A 21,088-nucleotide genomic window follows, 5' to 3' on the forward strand; every position below is an offset into this window, starting at 1 on the left:
CCCAGCCGGACGACGCCCCTCGATCGTACCGATCCGCGTGCCCTCGGCGAACTCGATACCGGTGGTCAGAGGTCACGGATTCTGGGTGGCCCGTGTTCGGCGGGCCGGATCCGCGATCTCCGCCCGGGGTGGGTCAGTTGCCGCGGTTCTCGCGGTCGCCCTCACGGCCGCCGCGCTCGCCCGCCTCGGCACCCTCGTCGCCGCCCCACGCCTTGGCCTGGTCGGCAAGACCGTCGATGGCGCCGTCCGCCTGCTCCGGAGCGAGCTCCCGCAGCTTGCCGGCCGCCATGTCGACGTTCTCGTCGGTGGCCAGTTCCTTCGCCTTCGCGATGTTCTCCGGGTCGGTCACGAAGTCCTTCGCCGCGTCGAACAGTCCCATGTGTCTCTCCTCCTGCGTGGCGCAGGCACACCGGAGCGTTTCCCCCACGGCGTGGTCCCCTGCACGACGACGGTCCTTCCGTCGCCGTGCGTGAACGTACCCACAGCGGACGAAGACCGCATCCCGAAGCGGCAGATTGCCTTGGGACACGGTCCGTCCGACATCGCGCGGCCGCCCGGCCGCGCAGGTCGGCGCGGCCGACCGCCTACCGGGCGGCCCGCGAGGTCACTGCTGGCCGAAGTCCTTCGCCTTGTCGGCGAGGTCGTCGATCCCGCCGTCGGCCTGGTCCGGAGCGATGTCCTTGGCCTTCTCGGCGGCCTTGTCCACGTTCTCCTCCGAGGCGAGCCCCTTGAGCTTCTCCTGGTTCTCCGGGTCGTTCGCCATGTCCTTGGCGCTGTCGAAGAGTCCCATGTCGACCTCCTGGTGCCGGGTGGGCACAGGCGCGCGTCCACGCCCCCTGTGGACGGCGGACCGTCCGCCGCCGTTCCCGAACGTATTCGCCCCAGGGCGGGCGCGCATCCGCAACGACGCCGCCCGTGCGGGGCGCGAACGCGTTCACGCTGGTGGGGACCCGGGTGCGGGTACCTCGATCAGATCTCGCCGCGCACCCGCCGGACCAGTTTCTCCTGCTGCGCGGCGGTCAGGCCGCCACCCTCGAGATAGCCGCCGATCGACCCGTACGCCGACCGGACGTACGCCAGGGTCTCCAGGATGATGTCGCGGGTCACCGCGATGCGGCGCGCCGGGTGCAGCCAGACCGGCAGGTCGTCGTCGCCGTCGGCCTGCTCCCCCGCCGCCCGGCGGGCCGCCCTGGCCTCCTCGTGCGCGGCCCGGGCGCGGTCCATCACCGCCGCGTACCCCGCCTCGCGCGGGGCGAGGCGGGTGCTGGTCAGCTCGTAGTCGTCGGCGATCAGGGCGTCGTCGGCCCCCGCGAGGGACAGCGTGAAGGCGACGACCAGGCCGGTGCGGTCCTTGCCGGCCGCGCAGTGCACGGCCACCGGCCCCTCGGGCGCGTCGGCGACGGCGCCGACGGCGCGCGCGAACAGCTTCGGGCGCCGCTCCAGCATGCCCTCGTAGAGGTGGGCCCAGGGGCCCTCCTCCGGGTCGTCGGGCTCCTGGACGGGCAGGTTGACGTAGACGTCCGGCTCGTCGGCGAACGGGTGGGGGTATCGGACCGTCTCGGCCGGGAGCCGGAGGTCGATGATCCGGCCGAGGCCGTAGGCGCGGGCGGCCTCGACGCCGTCGGGCCGGAGCCAGCTGAACGACTCCGCGCGCACGATCGCGCGTTCCGCCACGACCCCGCCGCCGGACAACGGCATGCCGCCGAGGTCACGCGCGTTGAGCAGGCCGGGCCAGTCCAGGTGCAGGGGCGAGTACGTGGGCATGGGCCGAGCGTAAACCCCGTTACCACGACAACCCGGACACCACGCTTCCTCAAGAAGCGGGTCGCCTGATCGGCCGGCAGCCGGGTTCCCGGGCGCGGGGTCACTCGCCCGTGGTCAGTTCCCGGGCGTTCGGCAGCTGCGTCACCGGCCTCCGGGCGGTGGCCGCCATCGGGCCGTTGGCGATCCGGTCGAAGGCCCATTCCGCGGACATCAGCGCGCCCTCCTGCCAGCCGGGCAGCACGGACACCTGGTCGCCGATGACGAGGAAGTTGTCCTCGCCCTGGGGATAGATCAGGGTCTCGTACAGCGGCTTGAGCTCGGGCCGCGACGGGTCCCAGTCGGCCCAGGCGCCCAGCTGGTGCTTCACCTTGTGCCAGGCGATCGACATGCCCAGCTCGTCGGGGACGACGGCGTTGCCGGCCATCTCGTCGTGGAGCTTGACCGCGGCGGCGCGGGCCACCCGGAGCCGCTCCTCGTGCGAGCGGTCGCCCGTCGCCTCGGCGGCGGCGTACGAGTTGTACGCGCCGGTCAGGGTGCCCTTGGCCGAGAAGTAGTCGTTGGACGGGTACCAGATCTGCGAGATCTCGTGGTCGATCCGGCTGATGCCACCGTAGATCTGGTACTTGCCCGACTCCCAGAAGCGGCTGTTGGCCTGCCATCCGACCTTGCACGCCGGCGCGAACGGCGTCTTCTCGACGGCGGTCATGAAGTCGTGGGTGAAGCCCTCCAGCGTCACCGTCTCACGCAGCACCGAGACCGGGATGTTGCTCAGGCAGTAGTCGAACCGGGCTCCCCTCGGGCTCCCGCCGGCGGACCAGGTGACGACCACGCCGCTGCCGTCCAGCCGGATGCCCGAGACCGGGGAGTCGTAGGAGATCGTGCCGGCGGGCAGCGCGGCGGCCGCACGGCGCCAGATGCTGTCCATCCCGCCCACCGGCTGGAACGACGTGGTGTGCCAGTGCCAGTCGGAGTCCTGGGAGAAGCCGTGCTTCCAGTACTCGCTCGCCAGCAGGTCCCGCAGCTGCAGCGGATCGATCGGCTCCTCGGGCTGATGGACGTTGATCGGCTTGGCCAGGCCGGACCGGGTCGATCCGAGGTAGAGGCCGCTGTCCCTGTCGAGCTTGCCGAACCCGGCCAGGAGGCTGATGAACCGGTCGCGCTGCTCGGGAGTCAGCTCGTCGTCCAGGACCCCCTTCTGCAGCGCCCGGGTGAGGAACTGGGCGATGTACCCGCGGGTGTCGTTGGCGATCCGGCGGTTGGGCTTGTTCGCGCCCTGCCAGCCCTTGCCGCTCTGGAAGAGGTTGGCCGTGGTGGTGTGGATGTACGGCTCCAGCGGAACCGCGAGCCTGCGGCACAGGTCGATCACCCGCTGGTGGTGGTACGGGATCCGGCCGGCGCCGAGATTGAGGTAGAGCCCGCCGTCGAAGGCGCAGGTCTGGGTCCGCTCCGAGCCGTCGTCCCACACCTCGGTCACCTGGTCACCCGGCCGGGCGGTCATCGTGCGGCCCCCGACGCGGCCGGTGGCCTCCAGGACGGTCACCGCGTAGCCGGCCGCCACGAACCGGAGCGCTGCCGCCAGGCCGGCCGGGCCGGCACCGAGGATCGCCACGGACTTCCCCGCCGGTCCCGGGACCGGCTTCGTCGGGCCGTCCGTCACGGCCGTTGCCGGCGCGGCTCCGGTCATGACGTCCAGCAACGTCGCCGAGGCGACGGCCGTTGCCGCCACGCCGAGGAATCCGCGGCGTGAGGTGCCCTTGTCCCCCTGCTGCACCATGCTCTGCCTCCAATAACATCGGATATGCGGAGTAAGTTTGTTAATACCCCTTGTGTGAGATGACAGCTCCGAGTTCTCATGGTTGAGGGCGGGGCGCCATTTGAGGCCGTCCGGGCGGCGGCGGAGTGCCGGTAGCGGCTGCAGGTCGGTCGACTGAGGGGGGCGGTCGGCTCAATGTCGAGCAATCGGCCCCTCGGGCGGCCGACCGCACGGACAAGAAGCCGACCACCCCAGCTGAGCCGCCGGCACGCTCACCGCGCGGAGGTAGGGGTCCGGAGCGGATTCTCACCTATATTGATGGCAGCGGGTGCCGCTCCTGGTGAAGGGAACCATGATGGTCGTTGCTGGGCTCATCCTCGCGGGCGTCGCCGCGCTCGTGCACGTCTACATCTTCGTGCTGGAGTCCCTGGTGTGGACGGGCCGCTCCGCTCGGGCTGTCTTCGGCCTCACCGCGCAGCAGGCCGAGGACACCCGGGAACTCGCGTTCAACCAGGGCTTCTACAACCTCTTCCTGGCGATCGCCGTGTTCCTCGGCATCATCTTCGTCGCGACGGGCCAACCGCTGATCGGCGCGACGCTCGTGTTCACCGGAGCCGGCTCGATGACCGCAGCCGCGCTCGTCCTGCTCCTGTCCAGCCCCGGCAAGGCCTCCGCGGCCCTCAAGCAGGGCGTGATCCCCGCCCTGGGCGTCATCGCTCTGGCCATCGGGTTCGCCGCCTGAACCAGGAACGACGAAGGCGGGGCCGGTGCGGCATGTGCCGCGTCGACCCCGCCTCTTCGTCTGGTGGGCGATACAGGACTCGAACCTGTGACCTCTTCGGTGTGAACGAAGCGCGCTAACCAACTGCGCCAATCGCCCGGGCTGGTGCGGAGAAATCCTAGCACCCCGCCCGCCTCCGCAGACGCAGGAGCTGCGACGCCACGCAGGCCGGCCCCGGCCCCGCCGCCCCAGATCCGCGCCGCGGGCGCCGTCGTACCGCCCCCTAGGGGTCCATCCGCTCGCGCCGCGTCTTCTCGAAGACCTCGCGCGCCGCGCGCGACAGCTCGCCCGTCAGCAGGTCGACGCCGTCGAGCCAGGCGGTCGGCTGCACGTTCCGCACCGAGCCGGTCAGCAGCATGTGGGCGCGGCCCGCGACGACGTCGTCGAGCAGGCCGAACATCAGCTCGCCCGGCTCCGCCTCGCGCACCGGCAGTCCGGCCTCGGCACCCCATTCGAGCAGCAGCTCGCGCGTGATCCCCGCGAGGCACCCCACCGACAGCGCGGGCGTCACCAGCTCGCCGTCGCGCTCCAGGAACACGTTCGACCCGGTGCCCTCGCACAGCTCGCCGCGCGTGTTCGCGAGCACGGCCTCGTCGCCGCCCTTCGCGACGGCGTCGGCGAGCGCGACGACGTTCTCCGCGTACGACGTCGTCTTCAGCCCAGCGACCGCCGAGCGCTCGTTGCGGACCCACGGCGAACGCACCGCCCGCCCGGTGGGTTTGATCGTGGCGGGCCCGGCGGCGACGACCACGGTCTGCGGGCCGTCCAAGCGCCCGGACGCGAGCGGCCCGACCCCGTCGGTCACCGTGATCCGCAGCCTGCCGGCGTCGGGCCCGGCCGCGAGCACCGCGGCGACGCCGTCGCGGACCTGCTGCTCGTCGGGGGCCGCGAGGCCCAGGCCCGCGGCGGATCGCGCCAGCCGCGCCAGGTGCCGGGTCAGGGCGAACGCCTCGCCGTCGAACACGGCGCAGGTCTCGAACACGCCGTCGCCGACGGTGATGCCGTGGTCGACCGCGCTGATGGTGCGCTCGTCGGGATTCACGAGCCGTCCGTCCGTCCAGATCACCGTTTGAGTCATGAGCTCATCCTGCCCTGCCCGACGACGCCAGCCCCACCAGCCGCTCCGCCTTGAGCTCGGTCTCCCGCCACTCGGCGGCCGGGTCGCTGCCCCACGTGATGCCCGCGCCCGTCCCGAACCGCAGCACGCCGTGGTCGTCCGCCCCGCGCTCCCACCAGAACGTGCGGATCCCCACGGCGAGCGAGGCCGTCCCGGCGTCGCCGTCGACCCAGCCGATCGCGCCGCAGTACGGCCCGCGCGGGACCGGTTCGAGCTCGCCGATGATCCGCAGCGCCGACGATTTCGGTGCCCCGGAGACGGAGCCCGGCGGGAAGGTCGCGGAGAGCAGGTGCCTCCAGGTGTCGGGCGCGGCGGCGACGTCGTCGGACAGCACGCCCCGCACGCGCGACACGAGATGCACGAGGCCCGGGTGGTGCTCGACTGCGAGCAACTCGCTGACCTCGACCGTTCCCGGCAGGCAAACGTGCTGCAAGTCGTTGCGGACGAGGTCCGTGATCATGACGTTCTCGGCGCGGTCCTTGTCGGTGAGGCCCTCCGGGGTGCGGGCCGTGCCCTTGATCGGGCCGGACGTGACGACCGCGTTCCGGCCCTCCGGGCCCGGTGCGACGGAGAGGAACAGCTCGGGCGAGGCGCTGACCACCCAGACCGGGTCGAGCTCGCGCCCGCCGGCGCCGCGCGTTCCCGCGGGGACGTGGATCGCGGCGGCGTGCGGCGCGGGGTTGCCCGCCGCGAGCCGTGCGGCAAGCGCGCGGGCGTCGGGCTCACCGGGGCCGGCGACGCCGCGCCGGGCGGGCAGCGGGGCCGACAGGACCCGGCAGAGATTGGCCTGGTAGACGTCGCCCTCGCGCACATGCTCGCGGATCCGCCGCACCGCGGCCTCGTAGGCGGCGCGGTCCAGGGAACTGGTCCAGCTCCGGCGGTCCGGGCCGGTCCAGGGATCGGGGGCGCGCGATCCGACGCCGCTGCGCGGCTCGCGGACACTCGGCAGAGCAGGTGTGCCCGACGACGCGGGGTGGTCGACGACGTCGTCCTCCCCCAGCGTGGCGGGGGCGGGCAGGACCGTGGCGAACTGCCACGCGCGGGCACGGCCCTCGAAGTCGGCGACGACGAACCACGTGCCCGTGACCAGCGCCTCCGGCTCGGCGTCGAGGTCCACGCAGCGGACCGGATCGGTCGCGACACGCCCGGCGAACGAAGCCCAGGGGGTGGTTCCCGTCACGTCGGGAATCGCCGGGATCGGCGTCATGGTGCGGGTTCTCGCCGGTCGGCGCAGGCTGGTGGACACGATGTCCACGCTAACGCCACGGAATCGATTGGACGGCCACGCCGATGTTCGATTAATGTTCAGACCACGCCGGAACACGGGGCAACCCACATCCGGCTGTGCGGACGTAGCTCAGTTGGTAGAGCATCACCTTGCCATGGTGAGGGTCGCGAGTTCGAATCTCGTCGTCCGCTCGGAGGCCCGCTCCCGTGCTCGTACAGGAGCATCCTCGCGGTGGGTTGGCCGAGAGGCGAGGCAGCGGCCTGCAAAGCCGTATACACGGGTTCGAATCCCGTACCCACCTCGCACGATCTCGAGCGATTGGCGCAGCGGTAGCGCGCTTCCCTGACACGGAAGAGGTCACTGGTTCGATCCCAGTATCGCTCACCACCACCCCACCAGGGGCGATTGGCGCAGTTGGTTAGCGCGCTTCGTTCACACCGAAGAGGTCACAGGTTCGAGTCCTGTATCGCCCACCCTCCGGAAACCGGCCCCCACCCGCGAGTTCGCGGGTGGGGGCCGGTTTCTTTCCCGGGCCGGGATCCGGTTCCCGTCAGGGTCGGCCTCGCGGTGGCCTCAGCCGGCGGTCCGGCCCACGTAGACGTCCCGCGCGCGGAAGTAGGTCTCCCCGGAGGGGCCCGGCGACCCGGAGGCGCCCTCCATCTGGAGGTTGATGATGAGGTTCATCGGCTTGCCCACGAAGTTCGACCCCACGTGCCGGGCCTTCCAGACGCCGTCCAGGTAGTAGTGGATCTCGACGTCGGTGGCGTTGATCTTGGACATCCAGATCCGGTACTCGTGCCAGCTCCCGGGCGAGGAGACCGAGACGAGGGTGTTGTCCCAGCTTCCGTCGTAGGTGTTGAACCAGTTGCGACTGTCGCCCTTGAACTCGAGGATGTCGCTCTCCGGCGGCCAGCTGGTGGCGCCGGTGAGCCAGAACGCCGGCCAGGTCCCCCGGGCCGACGGCGCCTGGAACTCGCCGCGGATCTCGTAGTCCGGGTAGGTGTCGTTGACGACGATCCGGTCCTTGGCGTGGATCGCCGCCGAACGGTAGTGGATCGGCAGGTGGGGGTCCTTGGAGCTGTAGCCCTCGCCGGATGTGGGCGTCGCCTTGATGTTGAGCTGCCCTGCCGGCGACACCCACAGGTGGGTGCTGTTCGTCGAGCTGGCGTACATCCGCGCGGTGCCGTTGTGGTCCGAACCCCACGGGTAGAGGTAGTTCCACTCCGACTCCAGCGCCGCCCGGGAGTTGAAGGAGCTCCCGTCGATCAGGGTCTGCCACGCCGATTTCCGGGACTCGGCGCCGGACGCCGCAGGCGCCGCCGCGGCCCCGGCGAGCAGCGCCGTGGCGGCGCCCGTGGTCACGGCCTTGAGGAGCCTGCGGCGGCGCGCGGCGCGACGCCGGGGGATGGTGTCGTTCGAGTCGTTCTGCATGATGTCCTTTCGGTGACTGTCGTCGTTGACTGTCAGCGCACAACACGTGCGTTCAGTTCTGCGGAGGTGCGATGGGCCTCACCCCCTCGGTTCGGCGGGATCGGGTCGTCCCCCGCCCTCGGGTCAGCGGCAGTCGACGCCGTCGTACGGCGCCCGGGCGGCCTCGCTCTCCGGGCGGTCGAGAATCTCCACGGTGGCGACGCCAGGTTCCGCCGACCGGGACCGTGCGCTGAACAGGACCGACTGGCTCCTGCCGGTGCCGAGGCTGACCCTGCGGCTGCCGAACTCGGTGCTCACCAGGAAGGTTGCGGGCCGAGGCCTCGGGTTCTCGACGGTCACCGTCACGAACGCCCGCCCGCCGGTGCACAAGGCGGCCGCCGTCGCGTACGGCCGCGCGTGCACCTGCACCTCGACAAGGCCCGCGGCCCAGGTCGCGCTGCTTCCGTTCCGGTCGCCGGCGTTCGAGAGGAACTCGAGCCGCACGTGGCGGTACCTGCCCTCGAGCCCGTCGCTCGTGAACCCGACGGTGCGGTTGTCCGCACGATCCGCGAGCACGTCCCAGTTCTCGCCGTCCACGCTGCCCGAGACCCGGTAACCCGGGTAGGTCTCGGATCCCTTGTAGGAGCGCCAGCTGATGTCGACGCGCGCCAGGTCACGGACCTCCTCGAGGTCGACCTGCCAGGTCAGCGGGAGCGCCGTGGGCTTGAAGTAGTGCGAGTTGTCGTACGGCGCCACGCTGTGGTCGATACCGTCGTTCGCGGCGCGCGCGGGGTTCTCCCGCACCTCGGGGTCGTCGACATAACCGACGGACGCAGGGTCCGTGTACCCGCTCGACGCGGTGCCACCGGTCGAGGTGACCGGCTTCCCCTCCGAGACCAGATCCAGCCGGGGAACGACCACCTCACCCGTCTCCACGTCGAGCGACCAGCCATCGGTGTACTCCATGGAGACGGCGTCGGGGTCGTCGCCGATCTCCAGCGGCAGCCACACATACGTCGAGTTCGCGTGGCCCGGGCTGTCCGGCATGCCGCCGGCGGGGATCCACCGGTCGCCCATGTAGACGTAGCTGTGCCCGCCGTCGCTCCTCGGGATGTCCATGATCCACGTCGGCTGGGACTTGAAGCCCGTGTTGTTGCCGAGGGTGATCGTGCGGGACCACCCGTCGGGCGAGGAGAGGTCGGTGGTGTGCGCGTACATCAGCTGGTTCGAGTACCAGCCCGACTGCCCCGAGGTGAACAGGTAGTACCGCCCGTCCGCCTTGACGACGGCCGGAGCCTCCCGTGTCTCGCCGGTGAAGATGGGGTAGGACCTCTCGTGGTCGGCCATGAGGTAGTCGCCCGACAGCGGGTAGATGCGCTGGTTGTAGTGGCCCTCCGAGGAGATCAGGTAGGCGTCGGCGGAGTCGGGCTCCTGGTAGACCGTGAAGTCGTGGGACTGGTGCCCGTGGGGGACGTTGCCCGCGGCGCGGTACGCGGCCTCGGCCTCCTCGAACGAGGCGTACTGGCCGTTCGCCACCGTCGCGTCGATCTCGGCACGCTGCTTCTTGTCCCAGACGACGCCCTCACCCGGACGGAAGTCGTCCACGTACTCGTAGAGGCCGTCGATCGTGTCGCTCGTCGCCACCACGATCCGCGCCGACGAGTAGTTCTCGGCCAGCTCCCAGTGGCCCCAGAGCACGAACTTCCTGGTCTTCTCGTTGTACAGGAGCTTGGGACGCTCGACCTTCACCTTCCCCTCCGCGAGCCGGGGCGCGTCGTCACCGGTCGCCGAGTCCCCGGTGAGGATCTCGTTCACGAACTCCCAGTTCAGCAGGTCCTTCGACCGATACAGGTTGACCGACCGGAAACTTGAGGAGTGGTGCTCCTTGTTCTCCCCCACCCAGTAGTACCAGCCGTCGTGCCGGAGGAAGCCGCCGCCATGGGCCTGGATGTGCCGGCCGCGGTCGTCGTACCACTGCCGGCCGACGGGCACCGACTCGTAGGGGCGCGGGTCGGGGACGATCGTGAACTCCGACCGCGACTCGGCGCTCGTCCCGTCCTCGGCCACGGTGACCGCCCGGACCGTCGCGGACTCGAGCAGCGTGAACGGCTTCGTGTACGGCGTGCCGTTGTCCGCGCTCGGCGTCGTCCCGTCGGTCGTGTAGTAGACGTCGCCGCCCGACGTCGTCGAGGAGAGCGTCACCGTCGCCGAGCCGGCGAACGTGAGCCGGCCCGAGAGCGGCTCGATCACGGGCGGTGACAGAGCCGAGGTGGACCGCTGCTCGACCGCGACGAGGCTGAGGCTCGCGTTGTAGCCGCCGATCTCCTGCAGCTTCTGCGCCTCGTAGCTGATCACGGTGGGCCGCTCGACGACGATCTCGTGCGTGACCAGCACCGGAGGGTGCACCCCATCGCTCGACCGGGACACCGCGACCGTCTTCGAGTCGATCTTCTCGCCGTCCTGGTTGATCCAGCTCCCGTGCGTCTGGGTGCGCCGTGGCACGTGGACCACCGTCACCCGATAGGTGCCGGTGTCCAGCGGCAGGCGATAGACGATGCCCTCGTCGGCGTCGTTGTCGTCCGCGACGAAGGACGTCGCCCAGTCCTCGCCGGTACCCGCCGTCGTCGACACCCGGCGCACGTCGGTCTCGTTCCGCTGGACGTAACCCCACTGGTCGGCCGCCGTGCTCTGCCGGTCCGGCACGGCGTTGACGAGGGACTCGCCGCGCAGGGCGCGTGCCGCGTCGAACACGTCCGATGTCGTGGACGCCCGGCCGGCGTCGATCAGGTACACCAGGTTCGCGGGCAGCACCCACACGTCGGCGTACACGGCAAGTGAGCCGTCCGCACCGGTCGCGGTACCGCGGACCTCGACCTTGGTGAACTGCTCCGTGAACTGGCCCGCTGTCACCGCCTCCCAGTCCACCGGCACCTGGTGATCGGAGCCGTCGTCGCCGCGCACGGCCACCCGGTCCGGGAGCGAGGGCACGGTCCCGATGTTCGTGCCGATGACCGGCACCTCACCCTGCTCGGCGTACGAGGCCTGAGCTGTCTGGCCCGCGGTGGCGCCCGGCAGCGCCTGTGCCGCACCGGTCGCGAGCGGGAGCCCCGCGGTCGCCAGAACAATGGTCAGGAGTGCGGCCACCCGGCGGCCGGCAAATCGCCCTCGTTGCAGATCATCCATGAAATGCGTCCTCTCCGTCCGTCTTCATCGGCGGACGCCCGAAGTCCCGGGCGTTGTCAGGGTTGTAGCAGCCCGGTCGCCACTACGTCAGCAGAAACGAAGCCTTCTGATCGCACTCGAACTGAAACAAACATCGAAAGCCCCGGCCTCCGGCCTCAAATGGCCCTCGACAGCACGAGTCCGTATTCTTTCGCTCTGAATCGATCGAAGACGATCAAGGCAAGGACGCCATGACAGAATCACCCGCCCCCTTCGCCGTGGCACGCCGCGAGCTCATCCTCGACGAGCTCCGGCGCACCGGCGCCGTGCGCGTCGCCGATCTCGCCCGGCGGTTCAAGGTCACCCCCCTGACCATCCGCCGGGACATGGGCTATCTCGCGGACCGCGGCCTCGTGACCCGGGTGCACGGCGGGGCGACGCTCCGCAGCCGCCTCGACACGACGGTGCCGACGCATCACCCCGGTGACCATCTCCAGCTCTTCCGCGTCGGGATGGTCGTCCCGTCGCTCAACTACTACTGGCCGCAGGTCATCACCGGTGCCCGCGCGGCGGCCGCCGAGCTCAACGTGCAGATCGTGCTGCGCGGCGCGAGCTACTACCCGGAGGACCAGCGCCTGCAGATCTCCTCGCTCGCGGCGACCGGTTCGCTGCACGGCCTCGTCGTCGCGCCCGAGACCTCCGGCGCCGACGGCCTAGCGCTCCTCCACTGGCTCGACACCCTGGACGTCCCGGTGGTCCTCGCGGAGCGCCGGCTGCCGTCGACCCTGGCGCTGACCCGGCTGAACTCGGTCACCACCAACCATGTCTTCGGCGGCGCGCTCGCCGGGCGACACCTCGCCGACCTCGGACATCAGGTGGTCGGGATCGTGACGTCCACGGGCTCGCCCACCTCCGGGCACCTCCGCCGTGGCTGGGTACGCGCGCTCGACGACCACGGGCTCTCCTGCCACATCGACCTCGACATCGAGCGGAGCGATCTGGAGGGACCCCGGCGGCAGGAGATCGTGACCGGGATCCTCTCGCGCTGCCGCGAGACCGGAACGACGGCGCTCCTGGTCCATTCCGACCCGGAGGCCGTCGTCATCCAGCAGACGGCGCTGGACCAAGGCTGGAACGTGCCCGGAGACCTGTCGATCATCGCGTACGACGACGAGGTCGCCGAGAACGCGGAGCCGGCCATCACGGCGCTGCGCCCTCCCAAGCACGAGGTCGGGCAACTGGCGATCGAGATGATGGTCCGCCGCCTCCGTACGGGAGCAGCGATGTCCGCGCAACGCACCTACCTGCTGCCCACCCTGCACCGGCGGGCCTCCACGGGCTCCGTGACGAGCGCATGACGCCCGGGCCGCCGAAACGATCATGATCGATCGGAGTCGAATCCATTGGTTCTTGTTGCGACACAGGGCCGTTGCTAGCGTCGCGAATGCCTCGACGAGGAGGACGCCGCGACCCCCATCGGTCGCCGGGACGGGGACCCCGAGACGCTGCCCCGACGCCATGGAGGAATGACATGTTCGCAGACGTGAGCCGCAAAGGTTTCCTGACGTTCTCCGCCGTCGCCGGGGCCGTGATGGCCCTGCCGGCGACGGCCGCCCGCGCGGCGGAGAACCGCCCGGGGCGCACGATCGAGGAGAGCGAGATCCGGCTCTGGCCGGGAGAGGCCCCGGGCTCCGAAGGCCTGGGGCTCACCGAGGTCGTCACCGAGAGAAGCACCGACCCGAAGGTGCGCGACCGGGTCGTCACCGGCGTGAGCACGCCCACCATCCGCCCCTTCCTCCCGGAGCCCGGGCAGGCGACCGGCGCCGCCGCACTCGTCGTCCCCGGTGGCGGGTACACGAACCTCGTCTACGACAAGGAGGGCGTCGACATCGCCCGGTGGCTGGCGTCCGCCGGGGTGGCCGCGTTCGTCCTGAAGCACCGCCTGCCCGGCGAAGGACACCAGCTGCGCCAGTACGTCCCGCTCCAGGACCTGCAGCGCGCGACCCGGATCATCAGGCATCGTGCCGCGGAGTGGGACATCGACGTCGCACGGGTCGGCACGATCGGGTTCTCGGCGGGCGGCCACGCGGCCACGACGCTCGCCACCAAGTCGACCGCGCTGGTCTATGCCCGCGTCGACGCGGCCGACCAGCTCAACGCGACCCCGGACTTCGTGATGCTGGGCTACCCCGTGGTCTCGATGAAGGCCGGCGTCACCCACCGCGGCTCGCGCGACGCCCTGCTCGGGCCGGCACCGAGCCCCGATCTGGTCGACGCGTTCTCCGGCGAGCTGCAGGTCACCGGCGGGACGCCGCGCACGTTCATCGTGCAGGCGCACAACGACTGGGTGTCGACCGAGAACAGCGTGCTCTACTATCGCGCGCTCAAGGCCGCGGGAGTCGAGGCGGAGATGCACATCTTCCGGTCGGGCGGCCACGGGTTCGGCATCCGCAACGCCCGGGCCAGCGTGGCCTCCTGGCCGCAGCTCGCGAGCGCCTGGCTCGAGGAAGGCCGCTGACCGTCGGCCACGGGAGCCGGCCGGCACTCCCCCGGGCCGCGGCCCGCTTCGGATCACCTCAGGTCCGCTGGACCTGCGGATGGGTTATCTCCTGAATTCACCTTTTGGTCTTGTGGGGACCGTCACATTACCTGCAGACTCTGGGACACGGCGTGCGCACGACGAGGTGCGCCCGCCGCCCCACACGGGCCTGCAGACCGCGACGCCCGGCATCCTCCAGGAGGAAACCATGAGGATCATCCCCCGTATCGGAATCCGCACCCGGATCGTGGCGATCGCCGCGGGAATCGGGCTGGCCGCCGTCGGCGCGGTCCCCGCGTCCGCGGACTCGCCCGACCGCCTCCCCGCCACCGCCTCCCAGCTCGCGGCCGCGCACGGCGCCGTGGACCGGTCCGGCGTCGACGGCGTGGCCTGGTACACCGACGCCGCGAGCGGCAAGGTCGTCGTCACGGCCGACGCGTCCGTCACCGCGGCCGACATCGCCCGGATCCGCCAGGAGGCGGGCGCCGGCAGAATCACCGTCCAGCGCACCAGCGGCACGTTCACCCCGCTGCTGTCCGCGGGGGACGCGATCTACGGCAGCGGCTACCGCTGCTCGCTCGGCTTCAACGTCCGGTCCGGGAGCACCTACTACTTCCTCACCGCCGGCCACTGCGGCAAGTCCGTGCCCACGTGGTACGCCAACTCGTCGTCGACCACCCTGATCGGGGCCACCGTCGGCGCCAGCTTCCCGGGCGACGACTACGCGCTCGTGCGCTACGACAACGCCGCCCTCAGCCACACCGGCGGCTTCACCGCCGCGGAGGCGTACGTCGGCGAGCGCGTCACCCGCACCGGCTCCACGACGGGCACCCACACCGGCACCGTGACCGGTCTCAACGCGACGGTCCGCTACCAGGGCGGCGGCACCGTCCGCGGCCTCATCCAGACGAACGTGTGCGCCGAACCGGGCGACTCGGGCGGCCCGCTGTACGACGGCACCAAGGCCCTCGGCCTGACCTCCGGCGGCAGCGGCAACTGCCGCACCGGCGGCACCACGTTCTTCCAGCCGGTCACCGAGGCCGCCCGGGCCTACGGCGTCGAGATCTACTGATCCAGGATCCGATCGGCCGACGACGGCGGGCGTGCGCCGCGCTCCGGTGTGACGTACGCCCGCCCGGCCCGATCCGATTGGACCTGAGCAGGCCACTGACGTAATCTTCTCCAGGCGCCGGTTCGCGAGAGCGAGCAGGTGCCGGTGCGGACGTAGCTCAGCTGGTAGAGCATCACCTTGCCATGGTGAGGGTCGCGAGTTCGAATCTCGTCGTCCGCTCGGAAAGTTTGGGGTGAGAACCTCGTGGTGGGTTGGCCGAGTGGCTAGGCAGCGGCCTGCAAAGCCGTATACACGGGTTCGAATCCCGTACCCACCTCGCGCGATTGGCGCAGCGGTAGCGCGCTTCCCTGACACGGAAGAGGTCACTGGTTCGATCCCAGTATCGCGCACGAGACGGATAGGCGGAGTGTGCCCAACCTGGTTGGGCCGCTCCGCCTCGTCGTTTCTTGTGGGGGCGGAGCCCCCACGCCCCGCCCCGGGGGACTGCGTCCCCCGGATCCCCTCTCCCCTGGGTTGACGTGGAGGCCTCGCACCCTGCGGCCCGGGCGGCGTAGCGTCGGGGTCATGTGCCGGAACATCACTACGCTGCGGGGGCTCGAGCCGCCTGCCACCGATGAAGAGATCCAGGCCGCTGCCGTGCAGTTCGTGCGGAAGGTGAGCGGAGTGACCAAGCTCAGCGATGCCACGAGGGAACCGTTCGAGCAGGCTGTCGAGGAGATCGCGGCCGTCGTGACGCGGTTGCTCAGCGAGTTGCCCGAGCGGCGGCAGCCGCCCAAGACCGTGCCGCCGCTGCGGCGCGAGGAGGTCCAGGCGCGGATCGCCGAGCGGCAGCGGGCCCGCGAGGAGCACGAGCGGATGCACGAGCTCGGTATCGCGCACGAGCACTGACGGTCGCGCGTTCGGTCGCGGCCGCCGTCGTCCGGCCCCACGTTCGGTCGCGGGCGCCGTCGTCGTCCGTGCGTCTCCGACGCCCTCTGCCTCAGGTACGACCTGCCTCAGGTACGACGACGCCCGTGGTCACGTTCCGTACGGAACCTGACCACGGGCGTCGTCGTCGTACCCAGGAGGTGCGGGCGCGGCCCGTCACGTGATCGTGACGGGCCGCGGGTCAGCCGTTGCCCGACTACGCGCAGACCGTCGCGTTGTCCGGGCCGTAGGTGGTCGTGTAGGAGTCCTCGATGACGACCTCGCCCGTGTCGACGCGCTTGACCGTGCGGCCGTTGGTGATAGTGAAGCCGGCCTCGCCGCCCGGGTAGGGGGCGCAGTCGGGGCTTGTGCTCGTGACCACGCTGGGCGGGACGATGTTCTGCTTGACGCCCTCGGTCCAGATGTTCTCGTAGTACTTGGTGCTCCAGATCCGCACGTACAGGCGGCCGTCGGCCACCCAGGACTGCAGCACGGCGCCGTACGGCGTGTTGTTGCGGACCTTCATGTCCTTGCTGCCCACGGCGATGGTGGCCTCGTGGCCGGCCGGGTAGCGCTCGAACCAGTACGAGTGCGGCCAGTGCTCGACGTCCTCGAAGCCGGCCGTCATCGCCGCGTTGTACGACGTCGTGGCCATCTGTGACAGGCCACCGCCGACGCCGTCGATGTGCTGGCCGCCGATGATCATGCCGTTCATGTGGTAGCCGTTGGCGAGCGAGATCGGCGACAGGGCGGTGACCAGGGAGAAGGTCTCCCCCGGCCGGATCAGGTCGCCGGTGATGACCTCGGCGCCGCGGATCAGGTTCAGCGTGCGGGTGTAGTCGTCGGTGACGGGGGTGGAGAACTCCGCGACGATCTCCTTCACACCGAGCGCGTGCAGCGCCTGGGTGGAGTTCTCGGGGGTCTGCTCGACGACCGTGAGCTTCGCTATCCGCTTCGAGCCCAGGGCGGCGTCGCGGATCGCGTTGCGGGTGGGTTCGGCCGCGAGGGTGGTGCCGAGCTGGCCCCCGACGATCTCCGGCTTGCCGCTCGCGAAGCTGAACTGCGCGCCCTCGGACACCTCCAGCAGGTTGTCGGTGCGGTCGACGATCGCGCCGATCAGCATCCCGGCGTCGAACCGCGCGTGGAGGCGGCCGTCCTGCGCGACGAAGCTCACGGCCTTGGCCAGCACCTGGGGTTCCAGCTTGGCCTGCTGCCCGCCGACCTGGACGGTGACCGGCCCGGAGACGATCTGCTGCGCCTTGGCGAGGGCGCCGTCGGTCTCGGCCTGCGTGATGTCGGGCGCGACGGTCTTGGTCGGCAGGTGGATCGGGCTCTCGCCGGCGAGCCACGAACCGGTGATGGCGCGGCCGGCCTCGGCGGGGTCGATCCGGGTGCCGTCCGCCGCGGGCGTCGTGGTGGGCTTCCCCTTCGCCAGTTCGACGGCGCCGTTCACCGGAGCCACCACCATGGACTCCTCCAGGCCGCCGACGGCCGACTTGAACGCCTCCTCGTTCACCTCGACGACGAGCGCCGCGGGGCCCGCACCGAACAGGTGCTCCCACATCCGAGCGGGGCTGAGGCTGAAGCCGGTGAGGGAATCCGCGGTCGCGGGCACGTCCACGGACAGCCCTGCCGCGACCGGGTCGAACTTCGTGGTCGCCTCCCCCGCAACCAGTTCCACCTTGCGGCGGGCGGGCTCCTGGATCCCGTCGCTCAGGACGCCGGCCGCCTCGGCGGTGCTCAGGCCTCCGACGTCGATCCCCGCGACCGTCGTGCCCTGCGGAACGACGTCGGCGCGCGCCCACGCGGAAATCACGTACACACCGACGAGGACGACGACGCCGACGACGGTCGCGGTCACGAGCCTGCGGTTGCGCGCGGCGACGGCCTCGGGCGTGGCGGTCCGCTCACCGTCGGGCCCGGTGCCGGTCCACCATCCGCGCAGATCGCGGGCACGCTGCGCGACGACGTCGCCGGGGCCGGCCGTGGTCGCCGGGCGCGGCTTGGCGGCGGGGCGGGTGCCGACCACGTCGGTGAACGACGGGATCGGGGCCGGGGCCGGGGACGCGGGGGGCGGCACCGGGGTGGGTGCCGGGGCCGGGCTCGGCGCCTGGGTCGGTGCTGGGCTCGGTGCCTGAACGGGTGCCGGGCTGGGTGCCAGGCTCGGCGGCAGGCTCGGCGGCAGCGCGGGTGCGGGGCTCGGCCGCGAGGTGGGTGCCGGCCTGGGTTCGGCCGCGGGGGGCGACACCGGGCGAGGCTTCGCTTCCGGCCGCGACTTCGGCTCGGCGGGCGGGGCCGTCGGCGGCGGGCTGACCCGGGCGGCGTCGGCTGCTGCCGCCTCGGCCAGGGCGAGGGCGATCGTCTGGACGTTGATCGGCCCGGTGAAACCGGTCGGCTCGCGCTTGCCGGCCGGAGTGGCCGGAGCGGTCGCGTCGCCTGGCTCAGGCCTGGTCGGTTCGGGTTCGATCGGCTCGCGCTTGCCGTCCGCGGCGGCCGGAGCGTCAGGCTCGGTCGCGTCGCCCGGCTCGGGCTCGGCCGGTTCGGGCTCAGGCCTGGTCGCCTCGCGCTTGCCGTCCGCAACGGCCGGAGCCTCGGGTTCGGCCGCGTCGCCCAGCTCAGGCTCGTCCGGCTCAGACTCAGGCTCGGTCGGTTCAGGCTCGGGCTCCGCGAGCTCAGCCGCGGGCTTTTCGTCGACGACGGCCTCGGCCGCCGGGGCCGCGAGGTCTTCTGACTCGTCGGTGTCGGCAGCAGCCGCAGGTTCGGCCGTGGCGGTCGACTCGGGCTGCGCCTCCTCGTTCGTGTCGGCAGCAGCCGCAGGTTCGGCGGGCTCGGGCCGCGCGTCGTCCGCGGTCGTCTGTGGTTCGTCACCGTCTGCGGCGACGTCCGTCGGAGACTCGTCGGCCGCCGGCTCGGGCCTGCTGCCGGACTGCGCGGCCGGAACGGACGCCACCCGCTCATCGGCGTCGACGGAAGCCTCGGGGCCGTCCTCGGCTCCCGTGACCTGCGGCTCCTCGTCGTCCGGTGCGGCGGTCTCGACGCCGGGGGCGTCCGTGGCCGGTTCCGTCGTACCGCTGTCGGCACCCTCATCGAGGGCGCCCTCATCGACGGCGCCCTCGTCATCGGCGGTCACAGGTTCGGCGGGCTCGGCCTGCTGCTCTGCCTGGAGCTCCGACTCTGCCTGGAGCTCCCGGCCTGCTTCGGCCTCCGGCTCCGCTTCGGCCGCGGGCTGCGGCTCGGCCGCGGGCTGCGGCTCGGCCTCGGTCTGCTGCTCCAGCTCGGGCTCCGGCTTCGCCTCCGGCTCCCGCTCCGGCGGGACCGCAGCCGCCGCCATGCGCGGGCGCGTCTCGTCGTCCGGGAGCGTCACGGGCTCGGCGTCCGTGTCCGTCTGAACTGCGGCGTCGCCCTCGGCAGGCTCCTCCGCGGCCGCCTCGGCGTCCCGTCCGGAGGCCACCGCGTCGTCCTCGGCGGCCGGCCCGGAGGTCGCGGCGCCATCCTCGGCGTCCGGCTCAGAAACCGGGTTGCCGTCGCCAGGCACCTCAGCCACCTCCGCGTCGCCTCCCGGGGTCTCCCCGGCGGCGTCCTGCTCCGCCGGCGCCTCGCCCGCGGGTTTCTCCCGGACCGGACCCTCCTGTGCCGGATCTTCCGGCTCCGGTGGCACCGGCTCGAGCTCACCGGGTGTCGTCGGATCGAGCGTCAGGGGACGCTCCGAGGGTCGCTCCATCTATCGTTCTCCGGGGATGCTGATCTGCGAGAAGGGGGTATGAGACGAGTGATTGTCTCACTCCCTCATGACGCCCCCGACCGCGGTTTCGTTGCCTCCGGACGACGCCGAAACGCCGTCGGCCGACGACGAACCGAGGGACTCAGCGCGGCAGGCGGTCCGCGCCGACCTCGATGAGCCGCGGCATCCCAGGCGGCGCGACCCTGCTGACCGCGAGGTACCGCGCCTCGGCTCGGTGCAGGCGGATGTGCTCGTCGAGCGACCAGTCCGGACCGTTCGTCAGAACCATCCCGCACGAGCAGTCGATCTCCACGCGACCACCCGGCAAGTTCCTCAGTTCCCCCACGGTCACATGGGCGGCGCGCGCATCGGCCTTCGCCCGGTGCATCGCGGCGCTGACGAGTGCGATCTTCTCCACGCCAGGAAGCGTAGGCGCTCCCGCCACGCCGGGCCCGCCCCGCCGGCTCCCGATCGTGCCGGGAACCGCTGTGAGGTTGCTCTCCGAACCGCGGAAACACGGGGGCCCGCCGGTAACGTGGGCAGGCGTGACGATCACGGACCACGGCGCACCCGGTACGACGCGTTCACTTGCCCTGGTGCGGCCCGAGGTTCCCGCGGACCGCCTCGTCGAGGACATGGTGCCGCCGCCGCACTTCGCGGAGGCCAGGTTCACCACCTATCGCGCCAACCCCGCTCACCCCAGCCAGGCCCGTGCGCTCGCGCGGCTGGGTGAGTTCGCCGGGCAGGTCGTGGACGGGGCGCGACCGCGGCCGTTCGCCGCCTTCCGCAGGAAGAGCACTCCCCCGGCCGTGTACCTCGACGGCGGGTTCGGCGTCGGCAAGACCCACCTGCTCACCTCGCTCGCGCACGCCGTGACCGCGGGGCTCGGGCCCGGCGCCGTCACCTACGGCACCTTCGTGGAGTACACCAACCTCGTCGGGGCGCTCGGGTTCCTGCCCACGGTCGAGGCGCTCGCCGCCCGCCGCCTCGTCTGCATCGACGAGTTCGAGCTCGACGACGCCGGCGACACCACCCTCATGTCCCGCCTCCTGCGCGAGCTCGCCGACCGCGGCGTGGCGCTCGCCGCGACCTCCAACACGCTGCCGGACGCGCTCGGTGAGGGCCGGTTCGCCGCCGAGGACTTCCTGCGCGAGATCCAGGCGCTCGCGGCCCGTTTCGAGGTGCTGCGGGTCGACGGCGAGGACTACCGCCACCGCGACGTCGTCACGGACGCCCGGCCGCTGCGGGACGACGACGTCGTCGCGCTCGCGACGACCCGCGAGGGCGCGACCCTCGACGCGTTCGACGACCTGACGGCGCACCTGGCCACGGTCCACCCCTCCCGTTACGGCGCGATGCTCGACGGCGTCGCCCTGGTCGCGCTGACCGGCGTGCGCCCCGTGACCCGGCAGGACGTCGCCCTGCGCCTCGTGGTGCTCGTGGACCGGCTGTACGACCGCGACGTCCCGGTGCTGCTGGGCGGTTCCGGCGAGCACGGCCTGTTCACCGAGGAGATGCTCGCGGGCGGCTACCGCAAGAAGTACTACCGTGCCCTGTCCCGCCTGGGCGCCCTCGCCGAGGAGGGCCGCCGCCTCGTCCGTGACGAGCCAGCGATCGCGAGGTAGGCGGCCGCGG

The 21,088-nt window shown here is 71.6% G+C and carries 16 protein-coding genes and 8 tRNA genes; 13 read left to right on the plus strand and 11 right to left on the minus strand.

The annotated features are described in order from the left end of the window. Positions 1-133: 133 nt before the first annotated feature. From ABD208_RS16690 to ABD208_RS16705, 4 genes are all read right to left on the minus strand, one after another. Entirely contained in the window at positions 134-379 is a 246-nt protein-coding gene (locus tag ABD208_RS16690) for a hypothetical protein (RefSeq protein WP_344105078.1), read from the minus strand. Positions 380-604: 225 nt separating this feature from the next. Then, a complete protein-coding gene (locus ABD208_RS16695) occupies positions 605-790 on the minus strand; it encodes a hypothetical protein (RefSeq protein WP_344105080.1) in 186 nt (61 codons plus the stop codon). A 179-nt stretch (positions 791-969) separates the two neighbouring features. Continuing rightward, positions 970-1,764: a tyrosine-protein phosphatase gene (locus ABD208_RS16700; RefSeq protein WP_344105082.1), complete on the minus strand. Its 795-nt coding sequence runs from the start codon at positions 1,762-1,764 to the stop codon at positions 970-972. A 100-nt stretch (positions 1,765-1,864) separates the two neighbouring features. Beyond that, positions 1,865-3,538: a flavin monoamine oxidase family protein gene (locus tag ABD208_RS16705; protein WP_344105085.1), complete on the minus strand. Its 1,674-nt coding sequence runs from the start codon at positions 3,536-3,538 to the stop codon at positions 1,865-1,867. Positions 3,539-3,872: 334 nt separating this feature from the next. On the opposite strand from ABD208_RS16705, the gene ABD208_RS16710 reads away from it, so the two are divergent. Continuing rightward, positions 3,873-4,259 (plus strand): DUF1304 domain-containing protein, encoded by a 387-nt coding sequence (locus tag ABD208_RS16710; protein ID WP_344105289.1) that lies wholly within the window; start codon positions 3,873-3,875, stop codon positions 4,257-4,259. A 61-nt stretch (positions 4,260-4,320) separates the two neighbouring features. Here ABD208_RS16710 and ABD208_RS16715 read toward each other — a convergent pair. The 3 genes from ABD208_RS16715 to ABD208_RS16725 all read right to left on the minus strand — a co-directional run bounded on the left by ABD208_RS16715 (position 4,321) and on the right by ABD208_RS16725 (position 6,622). Then, positions 4,321-4,397 (minus strand) — tRNA-Val (locus ABD208_RS16715). Between the two features lie 124 nt (positions 4,398-4,521). Continuing rightward, complete coding sequence (locus ABD208_RS16720; RefSeq protein ID WP_344105087.1) at positions 4,522-5,376, minus strand: aminotransferase class IV; 855 nt, start codon at positions 5,374-5,376, stop codon at positions 4,522-4,524. Positions 5,377-5,380: 4 nt separating this feature from the next. After that, entirely contained in the window at positions 5,381-6,622 is a 1,242-nt protein-coding gene (locus ABD208_RS16725) for a chorismate-binding protein (RefSeq protein WP_344105291.1), read from the minus strand. Positions 6,623-6,761: 139 nt separating this feature from the next. On the opposite strand from ABD208_RS16725, the gene ABD208_RS16730 reads away from it, so the two are divergent. The 4 genes from ABD208_RS16730 to ABD208_RS16745 all read left to right on the plus strand — a co-directional run bounded on the left by ABD208_RS16730 (position 6,762) and on the right by ABD208_RS16745 (position 7,116). Then, positions 6,762-6,834: transfer RNA gene (locus ABD208_RS16730), tRNA-Gly, on the plus strand. A 39-nt stretch (positions 6,835-6,873) separates the two neighbouring features. Continuing rightward, a tRNA-Cys gene (locus ABD208_RS16735) sits at positions 6,874-6,944 on the plus strand. Between the two features lie 11 nt (positions 6,945-6,955). Then, positions 6,956-7,030 (plus strand) — tRNA-Val (locus tag ABD208_RS16740). Positions 7,031-7,042: 12 nt separating this feature from the next. Continuing rightward, positions 7,043-7,116: transfer RNA gene (locus ABD208_RS16745), tRNA-Val, on the plus strand. Positions 7,117-7,216: 100 nt separating this feature from the next. On the opposite strand, the gene ABD208_RS16750 is transcribed toward ABD208_RS16745, so the two are convergent. After that, positions 7,217-8,074, minus strand: coding sequence for a glycoside hydrolase family 16 protein (locus ABD208_RS16750; protein ID WP_344105090.1), 858 nt, complete (start codon positions 8,072-8,074; stop codon positions 7,217-7,219). A gap of 123 nt (positions 8,075-8,197) precedes the next feature. Further along, the gene (locus tag ABD208_RS16755) at positions 8,198-11,236 is read right to left on the minus strand and encodes a chitobiase/beta-hexosaminidase C-terminal domain-containing protein (protein WP_344105092.1); all 3,039 of its coding nucleotides are present in this window, start codon (positions 11,234-11,236) and stop codon (positions 8,198-8,200) included. Between the two features lie 230 nt (positions 11,237-11,466). Here ABD208_RS16755 and ABD208_RS16760 point away from each other — a divergent pair, with 230 nt between their 5' ends. The 7 genes from ABD208_RS16760 (at position 11,467) to ABD208_RS16790 (ending at position 15,714) form a co-directional block, all read left to right on the plus strand. After that, complete coding sequence (locus ABD208_RS16760; RefSeq protein WP_344105094.1) at positions 11,467-12,573, plus strand: substrate-binding domain-containing protein; 1,107 nt, start codon at positions 11,467-11,469, stop codon at positions 12,571-12,573. A 173-nt stretch (positions 12,574-12,746) separates the two neighbouring features. Then, a complete protein-coding gene (locus ABD208_RS16765; protein WP_344105096.1) occupies positions 12,747-13,733 on the plus strand; it encodes an alpha/beta hydrolase in 987 nt (328 codons plus the stop codon). Positions 13,734-13,962: 229 nt separating this feature from the next. Then, positions 13,963-14,826, plus strand: a complete 864-nt coding sequence (locus tag ABD208_RS16770; RefSeq protein ID WP_344105098.1) for a S1 family peptidase — start codon at positions 13,963-13,965, stop codon at positions 14,824-14,826. A 146-nt stretch (positions 14,827-14,972) separates the two neighbouring features. Then, positions 14,973-15,045, plus strand: a tRNA-Gly gene (locus tag ABD208_RS16775). A gap of 26 nt (positions 15,046-15,071) precedes the next feature. After that, positions 15,072-15,142, plus strand: a tRNA-Cys gene (locus ABD208_RS16780). 1 nt (position 15,143) lies between these two features. Further along, positions 15,144-15,215: transfer RNA gene (locus tag ABD208_RS16785), tRNA-Val, on the plus strand. Between the two features lie 175 nt (positions 15,216-15,390). Continuing rightward, positions 15,391-15,714 carry a DUF2277 domain-containing protein gene (locus ABD208_RS16790; RefSeq protein ID WP_344105101.1) on the plus strand — a complete coding sequence of 108 codons (324 nt, stop codon included), beginning with the start codon at positions 15,391-15,393 and terminating at the stop codon, positions 15,712-15,714. Positions 15,715-15,949: 235 nt separating this feature from the next. On the opposite strand, the gene ABD208_RS16795 is transcribed toward ABD208_RS16790, so the two are convergent. Then, on the minus strand, positions 15,950-19,453 hold the full coding sequence (locus ABD208_RS16795) for a VanW family protein (protein WP_344105103.1): 3,504 nt from the start codon (positions 19,451-19,453) through the stop codon (positions 15,950-15,952). A gap of 142 nt (positions 19,454-19,595) precedes the next feature. After that, positions 19,596-19,871: a hypothetical protein gene (locus ABD208_RS16800; protein WP_425561121.1), complete on the minus strand. Its 276-nt coding sequence runs from the start codon at positions 19,869-19,871 to the stop codon at positions 19,596-19,598. A 127-nt stretch (positions 19,872-19,998) separates the two neighbouring features. Between ABD208_RS16800 and zapE the strand changes: the two genes are divergently transcribed. Then, on the plus strand, positions 19,999-21,078 hold the full coding sequence (gene zapE, locus ABD208_RS16805) for a cell division protein ZapE (RefSeq protein ID WP_344105105.1): 1,080 nt from the start codon (positions 19,999-20,001) through the stop codon (positions 21,076-21,078). Positions 21,079-21,088 lie beyond the last annotated feature (10 nt).

Source organism: Myceligenerans crystallogenes, from assembly GCF_039529775.1.
Taxonomy (GTDB): domain Bacteria; phylum Actinomycetota; class Actinomycetes; order Actinomycetales; family Cellulomonadaceae; genus Myceligenerans; species Myceligenerans crystallogenes.